This is a genomic window from Halorussus halophilus (assembly GCF_008831545.1).
In the GTDB taxonomy this organism is placed as follows: Archaea; Halobacteriota; Halobacteria; order Halobacteriales; family Haladaptataceae; genus Halorussus; species Halorussus halophilus.
In genome coordinates this window covers 1,709,450-1,724,557 of record NZ_CP044523.1, presented here as the reverse complement: position 1 = coordinate 1,724,557, position 15,108 = coordinate 1,709,450, and the positions used below count along the sequence as shown (strand labels likewise).

The 15,108-nt window shown below is 63.2% G+C and carries 14 protein-coding genes; 9 read left to right on the top strand and 5 right to left on the bottom strand.

Translation table 11 applies throughout. The features are described 5' to 3' along the window. Positions 1–4: 4 nt before the first annotated feature. Positions 5–1,036 (bottom strand): NAD(P)-dependent alcohol dehydrogenase, encoded by a 1,032-nt coding sequence (locus tag F7R90_RS08505; RefSeq protein WP_158056900.1) that lies wholly within the window; start codon positions 1,034–1,036, stop codon positions 5–7. 111 nt (positions 1,037–1,147) lie between these two features. Here F7R90_RS08505 and F7R90_RS08500 point away from each other — a divergent pair, with 111 nt between their 5' ends. From F7R90_RS08500 to F7R90_RS08460, 9 genes are all read left to right on the top strand, one after another. Beyond that, positions 1,148–1,675, top strand: coding sequence for a GNAT family N-acetyltransferase (locus tag F7R90_RS08500; RefSeq protein ID WP_158056898.1), 528 nt, complete (start codon positions 1,148–1,150; stop codon positions 1,673–1,675). A gap of 64 nt (positions 1,676–1,739) precedes the next feature. Beyond that, positions 1,740–2,024 (top strand): hypothetical protein, encoded by a 285-nt coding sequence (locus tag F7R90_RS08495; RefSeq protein ID WP_158056896.1) that lies wholly within the window; start codon positions 1,740–1,742, stop codon positions 2,022–2,024. After that, a complete protein-coding gene (locus tag F7R90_RS08490; RefSeq protein ID WP_158056895.1) occupies positions 2,021–2,389 on the top strand; it encodes a hypothetical protein in 369 nt (122 codons plus the stop codon). Before F7R90_RS08495 ends, F7R90_RS08490 begins: the two co-directional genes overlap by 4 nt. Next, complete coding sequence (locus tag F7R90_RS08485; protein ID WP_158056893.1) at positions 2,373–2,906, top strand: DUF7504 family protein; 534 nt, start codon at positions 2,373–2,375, stop codon at positions 2,904–2,906. Before F7R90_RS08490 ends, F7R90_RS08485 begins: the two co-directional genes overlap by 17 nt. 106 nt (positions 2,907–3,012) lie before the next feature. Then, on the top strand, positions 3,013–3,768 hold the full coding sequence (locus tag F7R90_RS08480) for a rhodanese-like domain-containing protein (protein ID WP_158056892.1): 756 nt from the start codon (positions 3,013–3,015) through the stop codon (positions 3,766–3,768). A 300-nt stretch (positions 3,769–4,068) separates the two neighbouring features. Beyond that, positions 4,069–5,397: a S8 family serine peptidase gene (locus F7R90_RS08475; protein WP_158056890.1), complete on the top strand. Its 1,329-nt coding sequence runs from the start codon at positions 4,069–4,071 to the stop codon at positions 5,395–5,397. A 195-nt stretch (positions 5,398–5,592) separates the two neighbouring features. Further along, on the top strand, positions 5,593–8,634 hold the full coding sequence (locus F7R90_RS08470) for an MMPL family transporter (RefSeq protein WP_225741298.1): 3,042 nt from the start codon (positions 5,593–5,595) through the stop codon (positions 8,632–8,634). After that, entirely contained in the window at positions 8,634–9,404 is a 771-nt protein-coding gene (locus F7R90_RS08465) for a TrmB family transcriptional regulator (RefSeq protein ID WP_158056888.1), read from the top strand. Before F7R90_RS08470 ends, F7R90_RS08465 begins: the two co-directional genes overlap by 1 nt. A gap of 62 nt (positions 9,405–9,466) precedes the next feature. Further along, positions 9,467–10,468 (top strand): DUF7544 domain-containing protein, encoded by a 1,002-nt coding sequence (locus F7R90_RS08460; RefSeq protein ID WP_158056886.1) that lies wholly within the window; start codon positions 9,467–9,469, stop codon positions 10,466–10,468. Between the two features lie 34 nt (positions 10,469–10,502). Here F7R90_RS08460 and F7R90_RS08455 read toward each other — a convergent pair whose 3' ends face one another. The 4 genes from F7R90_RS08455 to F7R90_RS08440 all read right to left on the bottom strand — a co-directional run bounded on the left by F7R90_RS08455 (position 10,503) and on the right by F7R90_RS08440 (position 15,104). Beyond that, positions 10,503–11,324: a DUF7260 family protein gene (locus F7R90_RS08455; protein ID WP_158056884.1), complete on the bottom strand. Its 822-nt coding sequence runs from the start codon at positions 11,322–11,324 to the stop codon at positions 10,503–10,505. After that, positions 11,321–11,767 carry a DUF7552 domain-containing protein gene (locus tag F7R90_RS08450; RefSeq protein WP_158056882.1) on the bottom strand — a complete coding sequence of 149 codons (447 nt, stop codon included), beginning with the start codon at positions 11,765–11,767 and terminating at the stop codon, positions 11,321–11,323. The genes F7R90_RS08455 and F7R90_RS08450 overlap by 4 nt, the downstream gene beginning before the upstream one ends. Positions 11,768–11,860: 93 nt before the next feature. Beyond that, positions 11,861–12,256, bottom strand: coding sequence for a thioredoxin family protein (locus F7R90_RS08445; protein WP_158056880.1), 396 nt, complete (start codon positions 12,254–12,256; stop codon positions 11,861–11,863). A gap of 514 nt (positions 12,257–12,770) precedes the next feature. Next, the gene (locus F7R90_RS08440; protein WP_158056879.1) at positions 12,771–15,104 is read right to left on the bottom strand and encodes a DEAD/DEAH box helicase; all 2,334 of its coding nucleotides are present in this window, start codon (positions 15,102–15,104) and stop codon (positions 12,771–12,773) included. Between the last annotated feature and the right edge of the window lie 4 nt (positions 15,105–15,108).

The window sequence follows — 15,108 nt, the reverse complement described above, 5'->3', positions numbered from 1 at the left end:
TCGGTTAGTTCTCGACGGTAATCATCCCTTTCACCGTCTCGCGCTCGCGTGCTCGCTCGAACGCCGACCCGATGTCGTCCAAGCCCCCTTCGAAGTCTACGATGCCTTCCACGTCCACCGCGCCGTCCGCGAGCAGTTCGATGGCCGCGGGGTAGGTGTTCCGATACCGAAACGACCCCAGCACGTCCAGTTCGTTGTCCACGATTTCGAGTACGTCCAGTGGGACGGTCGCTTCATCGGCGAGCCCGACGAAGACAACGGTGCCGCCGCGCCGAACAGCGTCGAGAGAGCCAGCGATGGCCGACTCTGCACCGGAAGCTTCCACGACGACATCGACGCCCTCGCCGTCGGTGTACGCCGCGACGGCGTCTTCGAGGTCGGTTTCTCGCGGGTCGATGGTGGTGTCGGCACCGCGCTCCGCGGCGAGTGCGAGTTTCGATTCGACCACGTCCGAGACGAGTACGTCCGTCGCACCCGCCGCCCGAACTGCCTCCGCGACGAGCAGGCCGATTGGTCCGGCCCCTGTCACGAGGACGGAGTCGCCGACGCCAACCTCCGCGCGCCGGGCGACGTGGATGCCGACGCTCAGCGGTTCGCAGAGCGCGCCCTCACGCAGTGACACTGAATTCGGGAGTCGATACGCGTAGTCGGCGGGCCACGCGACGAACTCGGCGAACGCGCCGTCGTCCGGCGGCGTGGCCATGAACGTCACGTCGGGACAGAGGTTGTACTCGCCGCGCTTGCAGTGGTCGCATCGGCGGCAGGGGACGCCCGGTTCGAGTGCGACTCTGCCACCCACCTCGAAACCTTCGACGTTTGCACCGACTTCGACCACTTCACCTGCGCTCTCGTGGCCCAACACGAGCGGACTTTCGACCACGTAGTCGCCGATGCGGCCGTGTTCGTAGTAGTGAACGTCAGAGCCACAGATGCCGACTTCGCGGATGTTGACCAGCACTTCGTCGGGGCCTGGGTCGGGTCGTGGCCACTCCTCGACGGCGAGTTGCCCGGGGTCTTGCAGGACTGCGACGCGCATGGCTGTGAATTGGGAGGCGAGACGTAAATCGACTACTGCGTCTCGACGGACATTGTTACTAATTCTCACACTTCCGTCTCCTTTATCACCGTGTCCTGAGTACATCTTGCCATGCCCGGTGCAGTCTTTCTCCGCGGTGCGGACGTGACGCTTCAGACGGTCGAACAAGAGGACATCGAGTTCGTCCAAGACTACGTCAACGACCCCGACGTGCGCGCAGGATTGTCGATGTCGATGCCCATCAACGGCAAGCAGGAACAGGAGTACTTCGAGGAGCGTATCTCCGGCGACGACGACGTTCACCTGCTCATCTGTGCCGACGACGAAGCAGTCGGCATGATTAGCCTGACGCTGGACGACCGGCACGGCAGTGCCGAAATCGGCATCTCCATCGCGCCCGAGTTCCACGGCAACGGCTACGGAACCGAGGCGTCGCGTCTGCTGACGACGTACGCCTTCGACGAACTGCGGATGCACCGCGTGATGGCCCGCGCGTACGCCTTCAACGAGGGTTCCAAGTGCATCTGGGAGAAACTCGGCTTCGAGCAGGAGGGCCTCCACCGCGAGGCAGCGTTCACCAACGGCGAGTACGTGGACGTGGTGTTCTACGGCGCGCTCGCAGACGAGTGGGAGCAGTGACCTGCAGGGCGCACTACAGATACCGCGGGGTTATATACTACCCGCGTGACAACGCCGCGGACGAATGGGTCTCGAACAGATGCTGTCGTTGGCGACTGTCCTCGTTCTCTCGGCGACGTTTCCGCTGTCCGTCGTCGCCGTTCGTGGCTTCCGCGGCGCGCCGTTCGCGTCGGTACTCCGACCGATTCCGGTCGTGTTGCTCGCGTACATCGCACTCAACGCACCGTGGGTACTCGACGTTGAACCGTCGCCCGCGTACTACATCGTCACTTCGACAGTAGCGACTGCGGGCACGCTCGTGTCGGCCGCGCACGTCCTCGTCCTGCTCACCGAACGGAGGAAGCTATGACCGACCTCGCGTCGTTCTTCTTCCTCGCCGAGACGACGGCGATGGTCGTCGCGAGCCTGTTGCTCGTCTACCCGGTGGTCGCGTACGCTCGCAACGTCGCGTACACTCGTGGGCTACTACTGCTAGCGGCGAGTTTCCTGACCGTTACCGTCTCCTACGTCGTCTGGGCTATCTTCCACATGAACGTCCTCTCGTCCGCACTCGACTTGCTCGCGGCAGTCGTCACCGCCGCGGGCATCTGGCAGTTCGCGCGGCCGTTCGTCAGGTTCGGCGACGAGACGTTCGAGACGCGACCGAGTCCAGAGAAGATTGAAGAGACGAACTCCGAGGCGACAGGAGGGTTCGACAGTGCGCGAGACGACTGACTCCGTCAGCTCGCTCGCGCTCTCGCCCGGCGAACAGGCGCTCGTCTCAGTGCCGTCGATGCAGTCGCCGCTGTCGGCGTTGCCCGCCGAGGCGTTCGACAACCTACTCGTCGTCTCTGCGACGACGTCGCCGAAGAAAGTCGAGCAACTCGTCGTCCGTCGCGGCGGCAACCCCGCGACGGTCGGGGTCATCCCAGTCACGGGGTCGCCGAGCGAGTACGACGGGCCGTTGTGGACGACCGACCCAGTGGACCCGAGCGACCTGACCGGCATCAGCATCCGCCTCTCGGAGGCGTTGCAGTACGTCACGAAAGAGGGGTGGGTCGTCTTCGACAACGTCAACGTCCTGTTGATGTACGCCGCAGAGAAGAGCGTCTACCGGTTGCTCGACTCGGTTATCTCGACCGTTCGCGGGAAGAAAGCACGCGGGGCGTACTGTCTGGTCCGCGACGCCGTCACCGACGAAACGTACGCGCAACTGAGCGGTCTCTGTGACGTTGCCGTCCAGCAGGAGTGAGACGACAGGATTGTTTCCGCTCTCCTGACGATAGTTTTCCACCGGATGTCTGCGAAATACACCATAATAAAATTAATAGCCGCGCGATTGCTAAGGGTACCCAGAGATGAATCGACGAACGTTTTTAGCGACCGGTGCGGTTTCGCTCTCCGCGATTGCCGGTTGCCTCGGCGGCGGCGGCAGTAGCGGTGACGGCGACGGCTATCCACCGAAATCCGACCAGACGCCGACCGAGCGGTCAATCGACACCGCCTCGTTCGACACCGTCGAAGAGAACGGCGTCCAAGTGCCGTTGGCTCCTATCGACGTTGCGTACTACTGGCACCAGCGGGGCGAGGCACGATTTGCCGACGCACGCGGAGAGCGGTCGTACAAGGCGGCACACATCCTCGGTGCGGTTCTCAGTCCAGCACCGAAGAACATGCGGGGGTCGAACGACCCGGTGAAAGACTGGCCGAAAGAGGACCTGATCGTCTGCTACTGTGGCTGTCCGCACCACCTCTCGTCCATCCGCGCTTCGCAACTTATCAACGAAGGCTACGAGAACGTCTACGTCATCGACGAAGGGTTCGGGCCGTGGCACCAGCGTGGCTACCCGATGGCTGGAAACGACGTGAGCAACATGCCGAAAAACTGGGTCATTCGCGGCGAGACCGACCCCTCCTACGCCAGTCAGAACGCGTGGGCACGACACCTTGAGACTGAACAGATGGAATCGACCGACATCGAGGACGACGGAAGTTACGAACTCCACCTCAAGTTCTACGACGTCGGTCCGAACTCGGTCGTCAACGTCGAGACACCCGAGTACACCATCGAGGGCAAACTCTCTGAACTGACCGCTACGAAGGTCACTGGGTGAGCGTCGAGTCTATTCTGACATCGGTTAGTAGCTGATTTTCTCAACGGTTGCATACCCTCACTCGAACTTCCGGACTATCCGTAGAGCGAGCGGCCACTCGGTGTTCGAGCGCGCGAACGGAGCGAGTGACACGAAGTTCTGCGATAGGTTCTGATATCGGTCGGGAAGTGTCGAAGTTTCCAACTGCACGTGCAGAAACTACTTTCTTATGCAGGCACCCCCGATGTCTATTTCTTTCGTTTGCGGGTAATGCAACCGAATACCAAAGATATTATATTATGATGAACGTTGGAAGATACCATGGTTCGTCATACCAGGCGGTCGTTCCTCAAAGTTAGTGGCGCAGCAATGGGTGGCATCGCAGTCGGCTCCTCGGTCGCAGTAGCGACCTCGACAGAGCGGTTCATCGTGGATAGCAAGAAGACATCGAAGAGCGACGCAACGGCGGCGGGCCTCGAAGTCGTTCACGACCTGAGCGAAGTAGACCTGCTCGTCGTGAGCGGTGCCGAGTCCGACGTCGAGTCGCTCGGTGCGAAGTACGCACCTGACACCGTCTACTCGCTCGACCTCCCGGACACTTCGGCACCTATCACGGCCGAAGAAGCGTCTGCGACAGACGAGCCGTACTACCCGATTCAGTGGGACAAGCAGTCCCAGAACGTCCCGGACGCCCACGAAATTACGCAAGGTGAAGGCACCCGCGTCGCCGTCATCGACACTGGCGTCGCGGCGGGCCATCCGGACCTCGCACACGCAGTCAACACCGACCTCTCGCAGGACTTCACCGGCGACGGCTACGGTGCTGGCGGCCCCTACGGCGGCTACCACGGCACCCACGTCGCAGGCATCGTCGCGGCCAACGACGACAACGAGGAAGGCGTCGTCGGCACCGCTCCCGAGACGGAAATCGTGGACTGCCGCGTGTTCTCCCCGAGTTCGCTGGCGTCGTTCGCCGACATACTCGCCGCGATGGTGTACAGCGCGAACATCGGCTGTGACGCCGCGAACCTCAGCCTCGGCGCGTACCCCGTCCTGCGTGAGTCCAACGGACAGTTCTACGGCAAGGTACTGAACCGGACGACGAGCTACGTTCACAACCAAGGAACTGTGCTGGTCATCGCCGCGGGCAACGACGCCGCGGACCTCCAGCACGACGCCAATCTCATCAGCCTCCCGAACGAGGCGGCCAACGTCATGTCTGTCAGCGCGACTGGCCCGATTGGCTTCAACTGGGGCGACGCCGGACTGGAGAGTCCGACGTACACGCCCGCGAAGTACACCAACTACGGGACAAGCGCCATCGACGTGGCCGCGCCCGGCGGCAACTACGACCCCGAGTTCCCGACCGGTTGGTACTACGACTTGGTGTTCAACACCATCGCGGAACCCGTCTTCGATAGCGACGGCAACTACCAAGGAGCGACGTACGGCTACGCGTGGCTCGCTGGAACTTCGATGGCTGCGCCGCAAGTTGCAGGTGCCGCCGCGCTCCTCAAGAGCCAGAACCCCGAGTACAGCGCGAACAACGTTCGAAGCGTGCTTCGGAACACGGCGGACGTGCCCGAGGAGTTCGACAGGGCGTACTACGGCTCGGGCGTGCTGAACCCACTCGCGGCACTGCAAGAGTAGCGCGGTAACAGACGGATTCGAATTCTTTTCTTGGACGGCGGTCCTCACCCGCGAGGAGCGTCGGGTCTCGCCAGATAGTGGTCATCGTTACCAAATCGATTCGGGAACCCCGATATTTATCACGTGCTGTTAGTAACCTTCTAACAACAGCACTGATAGTATGTTCCTACAAACAGTCGCGGGGAGGGTCGTTCCGTGAACGGAGACGACCTCTTCGCCGCCGTCACGAAGCACAGTCGCGTGACCATCGCCGTCTTGCTGGTACTCACCGTACTGGTGGGGGCGGGCGCACCGATGGTCGAGCAGTCCTCGTCGCTCGACCAGTTCCAGAGCGACAGTACGGCCGCCGAGAAACTCGACTACATCAACGCGAACTTCTCGTCTGGTCAGGAGAATCGCACGACAGTACAGGTCATCGTCCGCGGTGACAACGTCCTCTCGAAGGGGACGCTCGTCGAGACGTTGCGACTCCAGCAGTCGTTCCGGAAGAACGAGACGATAGGCCCGACGTTGGCGAACGGGACACCGACGACTGGCGTCTCGAACATCGTCGCAATTACGGCCATCAAGCAGGAACAGGCCGCAGAACTACAGCAGCAGGCGGGCGCACTCAAGCAGAAGCAAGCCCGTCTGAACGCAACGACGAAGAACCTCTCGTCGTTGCTCAACCAGACCCGCGAGATTCAGCGGGAGTACGACCAACTCAATCGGTCGCGCGCGCAGGGTAACGTCAACAACTCGACGTACCGCCAGCGCGCCGACGAGTTGGAGAGTCAACTCCAGCAGGTTCGTTCGTCCGCGGACCAACTCCTGACGAGCGAACAAGACGCGCGCTTCGAACCGCTCGTTAGCCAGACCCGCACGCTGCAGGGGCAACTCGACAGACTCAACGCCTCCTACGCGGCGGGCGAAATCAACCAATCGACCTACCGAGAGCGCGCCGGACAGGTCAGTCAGGGCTTCGAGCAAGTGTACTCGCGCGGACTGCCGGGCGTTCTGCGCGACGAGTACGCCCAACTGCAAGAGCAGGGCAAGGAACTCGAAGAGATGCGCACCGCGTTGCAGAACGGCTCTCAGCCGTCCTTGCAGGCTCAAATCGACCAGATACAGTCGATGAACGAGTCCGAAATCGACGAGACCATCACGACCGTCCTCGGTGAGGGCGGAGACGGTGGGTCGAATCAGGCGTTCGCGTTCATGCCGACCTCCTACGAACCCGGTTCGACGGAAGCGGAAGCGACGATGCTCGTCGTCTTCCAGAGCCAGCAGAGCCAGACGATGCAGACTGGACAAGCCAACGACCGCATCGTCGATTCCCAACTGGCGATGCAGGACCTCGCCAAGCAAGAGATGGACAGCGACGCGCTGGTGTTCGGGTCCGGCATCATCAGCGAGGAGACCAACCAGTCGATGGCAGACAGCATCGCCATCGTCGGGCCGCTCGCGCTCATCTTCGTCGTGCTGACGCTCCTCGTGGCGTACCGCGACCTGCTCGACATCGTTCTGGGCGTCTTCGGCATCGGTGCCGTCCTCGTCTGGACGTTCGGCTTCATGGGTTGGGCGGGCGTCACGTTCAACCAGATATTCATCGCAGTGCCAGTGTTGCTCATCGGGTTGTCCATCGACTACGCGATTCACGTCTTCATGCGTCACCGCGAAGAGCGCGAAGCACACCCCGATTCTGACGTTCGCGGTTCGATGCGAGTCGCGCTCGCCAGCGTCGGCGTCGCGCTCGTCTGGGTGACTGCGACGACGGTCATCGGCTTCATGTCGAACCTCGTCAGTCCCCTGCCGCCGATTCAGGACTTCGGTATCGTGAGTTCGGTCGGCATCCTGTCGGCACTGCTCGTCTTCGGCGCGCTGATTCCCGCGCTGAAGGTCGAAATCGACGGCTTCCTCGAATCGAAGGGCTTCGACCGCAAGAAGCGCGCGTTCGGTACCGGCGGCGGCGTGCTCGGTTCGGTCCTCTCGGTCGGCGCGACTGCCGCCCGGAAGGCTCCGTGGGTCGTCGTCGCGCTCACGCTCGTCGTCACCGCCGCAGGTGGGTACGGTGCGACGAAGGTGGATACGAGTTTCTCCCAAGAGGACTTCCTCGCGGAAGACCCGCCCGCGTGGACCGAGAGTCTCCCTGGCCCGATGCAACCGGGCGAGTACAACGCGAAGGCGAACCTGAACTACGTCAACGATAATTTCCTGCGACAGGACTCGCAAGCCCAGATTCTGATAGAGGGCGACGTGGCGACGCCACAGGCGATACAGCAGATGGAGGCGGCGAAAGATAGCGCGGCCGAGACGGACGTGGCAGTCGTCCTCTCGAACGGCGAACCGCGAATTCAGAGTCCCATCTCCACGGTGGAGCAGGTCGCCGCGCAGAACGAGTCGTTCAACCAGACACTCGCTGCTGCCGATACCGACGGTGACGGTCTGCCCGACAAGAACGTCGAGCAGGTGTACGACAAGTTGTTCGAGGTCGCTCCCGAGCAGGCAGGAAGCGTCCTCCACCGCACCGAGAGCGGCGACTACGAGGCCGCTCGCATGGTCGTCTCGGTGAAGGGCGGCGCGAGTTCCTCGAAGGTGACCGAGCAGATGCGCGAAATCGCTGGAACCTTTGGGTCGGGTCTCGAAGCCACCGCGACGGGCCAACCAATCGTCTTCGAAATCGTCCAGAAGCAGTTGCTCGACACGGTGATTCAGAGCCTGCTCATCACGCTGGGCGTCACCTTCGCGTTCCTGATGATCGTCTACCGATTCACGCACGGGAGCGCCACGCTGGGAGCAATCACGCTCATGCCGGTCGGGTTCAGCGTCTCGTGGATTCTCGGGACGATGTATCTGCTCGGCATGCCGTTCAACGTCCTAACGGGGATGATTACGAGCCTCACCGTCGGACTGGGCGTCGCGTACAGCATCCACCTGAGCGAGCGCTACAACGACGAACTGGACCGGCAAGGCTCCATCTGGGACGCCATGGAGAAGGCCGTCACCGGCACCGGCGGCGCGCTCCTCGGGAGCGCGGCGACGACCGTCGGCGGGTTCGGTGTCCTCTCGTTCGCCATCCTGCCCGCGCTCCAGCAGTTCGGTATCATCACCGGCCTGACCATCATCTACGCGTTCCTCGCCAGCGTCCTCGTACTCCCGAGTCTGCTGGTCATCTGGACGCGCTACCTCGGGCCGGACCCCGACGAGATTTCGGCGACGAAACCGCCGACCACGGCCAGCGGGGTGAACGAGGACTGATGGAAGAGAACGACGCCATCGACGCCCTCGAAACGCTGGGGTTGTCGAACTACGAAGCGAAGGTGTTCACCGCCCTGCAGAAGCTCGGCACCGGAACCGCGCGTGACGTGCATCGCGTGACCGACGTACCGCGCTCGCAGGTGTACGGTGCCGCCGAGTCACTACAGGACCGCGGCCTCGTGGAGGTCCAGCAGTCCAAGCCGATGCAGTACCGACCGGTCAGCCTGGAGGCCGCCCAGTCGCATCTGCGCGGCGAGTTCGAACGCACTCAAGAGAAGGCGTTCGACTATCTCGAAACGGCCCGCAAACAGCGTGGCGACGGCGACGAGAAGCAAGAAGACATCTGGACGGTCCACGGCGACACGAGCATCGACGGCCGCGTCGAGCAACTGCTGGCTGAGGCCGAAGAGCGCGTCCTGTTCGGCGTCGGCGAGCGGGAGAACCTCGCCGCCCAGATGGCCGACCAACTGCGCGAACTCTCCGAAGCGGGCGTTCGCGTCGTCCTCATCGCCGACGACCCCGCAATCGAAACGCAGTTCGAGGAGTCCGACGTGGTCGTCTTCTCTCTGCCGGAGGACAAACCGCCCGGCGACGACCCGATTGGTCGCGTCCTCGTCGTGGACGGCGAAACAGTCCTCCTGAGCGTCCGCGGGGACCGCGACTCCGCGGACTTGGACGAGGAGACCGCTATCTGGTCCTCGCAGACCGGTATCGCGGCGGTCCTCATCCAACTCATCGACGGCGGTCTCGGCGACTCGCTGGACGTGTAGCTACTTTTTCTCGACATCTTCCGCTACCAACCTTTTCGTAGGTCGGCGGCGTACACCAGTACATGTCGTGGTACGCCGTCGATGCAGTGGGTGACGCATACGACGTGACGAAACAGTTTCTCGCGCCGCTCGACGCTCGCCAGTGGCTCAAACTCGCGCTGGTCGTCTTCTTCCTCGGCGGGACTGGCGGGACCGGCGGCCCGTCGGCGTCGTTCAGCAGTTCGTCTAGCTCTTCCACGACCCCCGCGAACGTGCCGCCGTTCGTCTCGCCCGAAGAGTTGGTGCCAGTCGTTCTCGCCGTCGCGGCTGTCGCGTTCGTTCTCGGACTCCTGTATCTCGCCGTCGGGTCGCTGCTGGAGTTCGTCTTCGTCGAGTCGTTGCGACGGCGACGCGTCAAGATTCGACGCGACGCCGACCAGCACTTCGAGCGGGGCGTCCAACTGTTCGGCTTTCGCGTCGCGCTCGGACTGCTGGTCGGCATCCCTGCGCTCGGCGTCGTACTGGCCGTACTGTCGGTTGCCGGCGGCGGCCCGTTTCGCGTGTCACTGTTGACACTGGCTGTACTCGCCCCGCTGTTAGTCCTCCTCGGGTTCTTCGTCGCCCTCGTAGACGGGTTCACCACGAACTTCGTCGTGCCGACGATGATTCAGCGGAACGCCGGGGTCCTCGACGGGTGGCGAACGTTCTGGCGGACGCTGAGAGAGCAGTGGCGACAGTTCGGCGTCTACGTCTTGGTCCGGTTCGTCCTCTCGATGGCGGTCGGCCTGCTCGCTTCGATAGTCGGGGGCGTCGTCGGCGCGGTGTTGTTCGCACCGCTCGCCGTGTTCGGCGTCGTGTTCCTCCCTGCGGTCGGTGGTATCGAAGCGCTCTTCTCGAACTCGCTGGCGCTGGCAGTTGCCGGACTGCTGTTGGTCGGGTACGTAGTCACGCTGCTGGCAGTGTTGGCTATCGTGCTGGTTCCGGTGCAGACGTATCTTCGCTACCACTCGCTACTCGTCTTGGGCGACGCGAACAGTTCGCTAGACCTGATTCCGGACCTGCGTCGGAAGATTCGCAGTAGGTAGGGGACAGGTTCGCGGTGGGCAGCGAGGGGGAAAATCAGACGCGGGCGCAGAGGTGCCGCCGCACCGCCCGCTGGCACTCAGCGAGCAGGTCGTCGAGTCGCGCGATGTCCGCCAGTACGGGGTTGTCGTCCGCGAAGTCCTCGTACAGCAAGTCGAGCAGTTCGCGCTGGCGGATACCAGTCAGGCCGTCGTTTCGCGTGCCACGAATCGCAGTCTGTCGCTCGTGGGCTAGTTCCTCGCACGTCTCGCGGTGGGCGTCGAGGTGGTCGTGACGACTCCGTAGTTCTTCGAACCCGAGTTGGAGCAACGGCGTCTCGTCCGCCTCGGCGACCCACGACGTAATCGCGTCGAGTTCCTCAGCTATCGGCTCCAGTCGCTCGCGCTCGGTCTCGATAGCGTCCGAGAGCAACTGACACTCGCGTCGGCGCTCGGAGACGCGCGCGAGCAGTTGCTTCTTCAGTCCGGGCGCGAACCCGCCTGCCGCGGGCGAGAGCGCGGCAGCGAGGTCCGTCGAGAGTTCGTCTGCCAGTGCGTTCTGCGTCGTTTCGACTTCGGCGTAGGGGAGGATAGTTGCCGCGAACGCCTCCCGAACGGTGTCGGTCGCGTCGGTGCTCGAACGTGAACTACTCCCGACCGAGAGCGTAGTGCCCACCGGCGACTGCTGAGCACCGCTCGGTGTGACTGCGTTCGATACGGTCGCGTTCGCGCTCACTCCGCCAGTCGAGGCCCCGCCAGTCGCCGACACTGCCTGCACTCGCTCGTCGAACTGTCGAAACGCCGCGGCCTTCTCCTCGACGCGTTCGCGCTCTGCCGTCGCGCGCTCGATAGCCGCGTGGGTGCGAAGTTCGACGCTCATAGCTTGGCGTCCAGTTGCCGCTCGATAGCGGCGTCGTCCAGTGGGTCGCCGTCGTGGCTGACGTGGACGAGCGGTGCGTTGTCCATCCGAAGCCATTCGTGTTCGTCGTCGCCGGACAGCGTCACCGACCGCGAGGAGCGCGGCAGTCCGTTCTCGCGGCGTCCGTCGGCGGGTTCCCGCGTCGAGACGAGCGTGATGGGGTCGCTCGCCGTCTCGTAGACGGTGAGGCTCCGCTCGGGGAGGTCTGGGTCGGTCTCGCGGAGTTGCTCGCGGTAGGCGTGTGCGAGTTCCGCCGCCTTCTGGGCGTCGTCCTCGCTTTCGAATCGTGTGCCGGTCAGTGGCACCGGAGAGTCGCCCGTGTCAGCGCAAGCGACCGCGAAGTCGCCGTCTTCTGCGGTCAATTTGTCGAGTTTCTCGCGGAGAGTGGGGAGCGTAGCGGCCATGATTTAGGCTTGCCTAATCCAAATTAGGCTGGCCTAAAAGGTGTTGCGGTAAGCGTCGCTCGGCAGGGTGAATTTCCGGAACGAACCAGATGGTTATTCGGCGTATTCCCTGACGAGAGCCGTCAGTTCTTCTTTATCGAGCGCACCTTCTTCGCGTTCGACTCGCTCGCCGTCCACGAACAGGTCGAACGTCGGGGTTCCCTCGACGCCCTGTTCGAGCGCCAACTTCTGGAGTCGAACGACGTTCACCTTCGCTACTGCCGCGAACGTCTCGCGTGCGACGGACTCGACGACTGGATGGAGTCGCTGGCCTGCGCCGCGCCCCGCGTAGTAGTGAATCAGCACGACTTCGTGAGCGTTGACCGTCTTCCTGAAGTTCTGTGAGCCATCTACGTAGACGGGAGCGGGCGGCGCGCCGAGTCCGTTCTCCTGCATGAGCGCGCGCTTTTTGCGTTCGCGCACTTTGTCGATGTCCTCGCCGTCGCTCATCTTGTCGCGGGGTTTCTGGTCGGGGGACTTAGTTCTAGGTACGGAACCGAGGTGTCTCGTAATTCTGAATCAAACAGTCGGCGCGCGCTGGTGCGACCTCGTGTCGCACCGAACTGCGCGAGGGACGAGCAATGCAGCTGGAAAACAGCGGCATGCCGCGGTTTTCCGAATCGAGTAGCGCAGTCGGTTGGGGAGGGTGTGGCTGTCGCGATGCGGTCGCGGTGCTGGGCGGTTTCTCATTGGTTTCGGGAGTAGCTACCGTCACTGCGTTTGTCGTTGGTCCGTAGCAGTTAACACACCTAACGTTTCTTCTACGAAAGCCCCCGGACGCTCGCGGTCGCTCAGCGACATATCGGTGTCTCTCCGCAACGCCCGACACCGATAGGGGTCGCTGAGACGACTACATAAACGCGAGCGTCCAGCCCCTTTCATTCCCACCTGTGTTTGATTCACTGGCTGTCACGGTTCCAAAGTCAGTTGGCCGTCACAGCCCCAAAATCAACCGTCCTCTCCGTCACTCCTCAGCGTCGATGCCAGTCAACTGCTCCAACAAGTATTGGGCCTGCACCTTGTCGAGCGGGTCGTTCGCGTTGCCGCAGTGGGGCGACTGCACGCAGGCCGGACAACCACCGACCGCCCCGCAGTCGCAGGCCGCAATCATCCGGGCAGTCTGCATCATGAGGTCCTCGACGGACTCGTAGCCTTCCCTCGTCAGGCCGACGCCGCCCGGATACCCGTCGTAGATGAAGATGGTACTCTTCCCGGTATGGGGGTGCATCGGCGTCGAGAGGCCGCCGATGTCGCCCCGGTCACAGAGCAGTTCGAGCGGGAACAGCGAAATCATCCCGTGTTCGGCGGCGTGGATGCCGCCGTTGAAGTCGCCGTCCTCGCGCATCGTCTGCTCCACGTCGTTCGGGACGGTGAAGTAGAGCGCCTTGGTCGTGAGCGTGGTCTCCGGGAGGTCAACTGTTCCTTCCCCGAGCGTCTCGCCGCTCGCTCTATCGATGCGTTCGAAGCCCGTAATTTGCTTGCGCATCGTCACCTCCGCGAATCTGACCGGAACGTCCGGCCGGACGAGCAGTTCTTTTTCCCGCAAATCTTCCTCGACTGTAATCGTCTTCTCGTGGAGGACCTTCGTGTAGTAGTCGGCCCACGTCGGCGAGAGTTCCGCAATTTCCTTCCCGAGGTCTAAATCGACCACTTCGTAAGCCTGCCCTTGGTGGTAGTAAATCGCGCCCGGATGGGCGTCCTTGAGGGCGTCGTCGAAGGCGAGCGTCGCAATAGTCTCTCCGTTGCGCCGGTCTACCAGATTCACCTCGCGGTCGTCGATGCTCCGCAGACTCATCTCGTGTTGGGGGCTTCCGCCGCCGTCGTAGGTCCAGCGCACGCCCTCGGCCGTGTCGCGGCGTTCGAGTTCGCCCGCAGATTCGAGGTCTGCCACGAGGTCCGGGAACTCCTCGCCGAAGAAGCGGTCGTCGTCGGGTTTGAGCCACGTTTCCTGTGCCGCGGAGCGCACGTGGTCGGGCACGAGTTGGTCGTTCTCGGGATTGACGACGGCACGCTCCGGATTCCCGGCGAAGAAGTCGTCCGGATTCCCCATCAGATACTGGTCGAGTTGGTCTTCTCCGGCGACCATGACGACCAAACTGGCGTCGTCGCCGCGCCCCGCGCGTCCGGCCTGCTGGAAGGCGGCCATTCGCGTACCGGGGTAGCCGTCGAGCAGGACCGCATCCAAACCACCGATGTCCACGCCGAGTTCCAGCGCGTTCGTGGACCACACACCGCTGACGCTCCCGTCGTGCAGGCCGTCCTCGATTTCGCCGCGCCGGTCGTCGCCCAGTGACGCTTGATACGCGGTCACCTCGTTCGCGAGGTCCTTCTGCCCGCGCTCTCTGAGTCTGTCGGCGCTCTCCATCGCGTATCGCTCCGCGGCCTGTCGGGCGCGAGTGAAGGTCAGCGTCTGGTACCCCTTCGAGACGAGGTCGGCGAACAACTGCTTGGCCTCGCTGTGATTGGAGCGCCTGCGCGCGCCGCCAGCCTCGGGGTCCTCGTACTCCGGCGGATTCCACAGCAACCAGTGCGTGTCGCCCGTCTCGCTCTGGTCGTCGCTCACGAGGCGGAACGACGACTCCGTACAGCCAGTCACGCTCGCGGCGTGTTCGACGGGGTTGCCGATGGTCGCCGAGCAACAGACGAACTCCGGGTCCGCGTCGTATCGCTCGCAGACGCGGCGCAATCTGCGCAACAACAGCGAGACGTGGCTCCCAAAGACACCTCGATACTCGTGAACTTCGTCCAGTACGACCGTTTCGAGACCTTTGAAGAACCAGTCCCAGAGTCGATAGGAGTAGGGAAGGAGAGCGTAGTGGAGCATCTCCGGGTTCGTCAGGACGACTGTCGGTTGCCGGTCGCGGACTGCGCGCTTCTCGGCCTTGTCGAGTCGGCCGGTGTACTGCGCGACGGAGACGCGACTGCCGAAGCCCAAATCTCGTTCGAGTTCGGACAGCGTCTCCTCTTGGTCGTTGATGAGTGCGTTCTGCGGCGCGACGTAGAGGGTGCGACCGCCGTGGTCCATCGCGCGCTCGACCGCGGGGACGGTGTACGCCAGACTCTTCCCGCTCGCCGTCGGCGTCGCCAGTACCACGTTCTCGCCGTCGCGCACCGCCTCGATGGCCTCGGCCTGATGGCTGTAGAGGCGCTCGATGCCCCGGTCTTCGAAGGCGCTCTCCAAGCGAGGATCGAGGTCAACGTCCCGGAAGGTCCCGTTCCGCCCGGCGAGCGTCTCGTGGGCCTCGACCTGCCCAGCGTAGTAGCTTCTGCCCCGAAGCCACTCGATAGTCTCGTCCACGACT

Bases quoted from the DNA above. Each gene is read 5' to 3' on its own strand.
- F7R90_RS08500 (WP_158056898.1), top strand. From the start codon at position 1,148: ATGCCCGGTGCAGTCTTTCTCCGCGGTGCGGACGTGACGCTTCAGACG.
- F7R90_RS08495 (WP_158056896.1), top strand. From the start codon at position 1,740: ATGGGTCTCGAACAGATGCTGTCGTTGGCGACTGTCCTCGTTCTCTCG.
- F7R90_RS08480 (WP_158056892.1), top strand. From the start codon at position 3,013: ATGAATCGACGAACGTTTTTAGCGACCGGTGCGGTTTCGCTCTCCGCG.
- F7R90_RS08465 (WP_158056888.1), top strand. From the start codon at position 8,634: ATGGAAGAGAACGACGCCATCGACGCCCTCGAAACGCTGGGGTTGTCG.
- F7R90_RS08490 (WP_158056895.1), top strand. From the start codon at position 2,021: ATGACCGACCTCGCGTCGTTCTTCTTCCTCGCCGAGACGACGGCGATG.
- F7R90_RS08455 (WP_158056884.1), bottom strand. From the start codon at position 11,324: ATGAGCGTCGAACTTCGCACCCACGCGGCTATCGAGCGCGCGACGGCA.
- F7R90_RS08445 (WP_158056880.1), bottom strand. From the start codon at position 12,256: ATGAGCGACGGCGAGGACATCGACAAAGTGCGCGAACGCAAAAAGCGC.
- F7R90_RS08460 (WP_158056886.1), top strand. From the start codon at position 9,467: ATGTCGTGGTACGCCGTCGATGCAGTGGGTGACGCATACGACGTGACG.
- F7R90_RS08475 (WP_158056890.1), top strand. From the start codon at position 4,069: ATGGTTCGTCATACCAGGCGGTCGTTCCTCAAAGTTAGTGGCGCAGCA.
- F7R90_RS08450 (WP_158056882.1), bottom strand. From the start codon at position 11,767: ATGGCCGCTACGCTCCCCACTCTCCGCGAGAAACTCGACAAATTGACC.
- F7R90_RS08505 (WP_158056900.1), bottom strand. From the start codon at position 1,036: ATGCGCGTCGCAGTCCTGCAAGACCCCGGGCAACTCGCCGTCGAGGAG.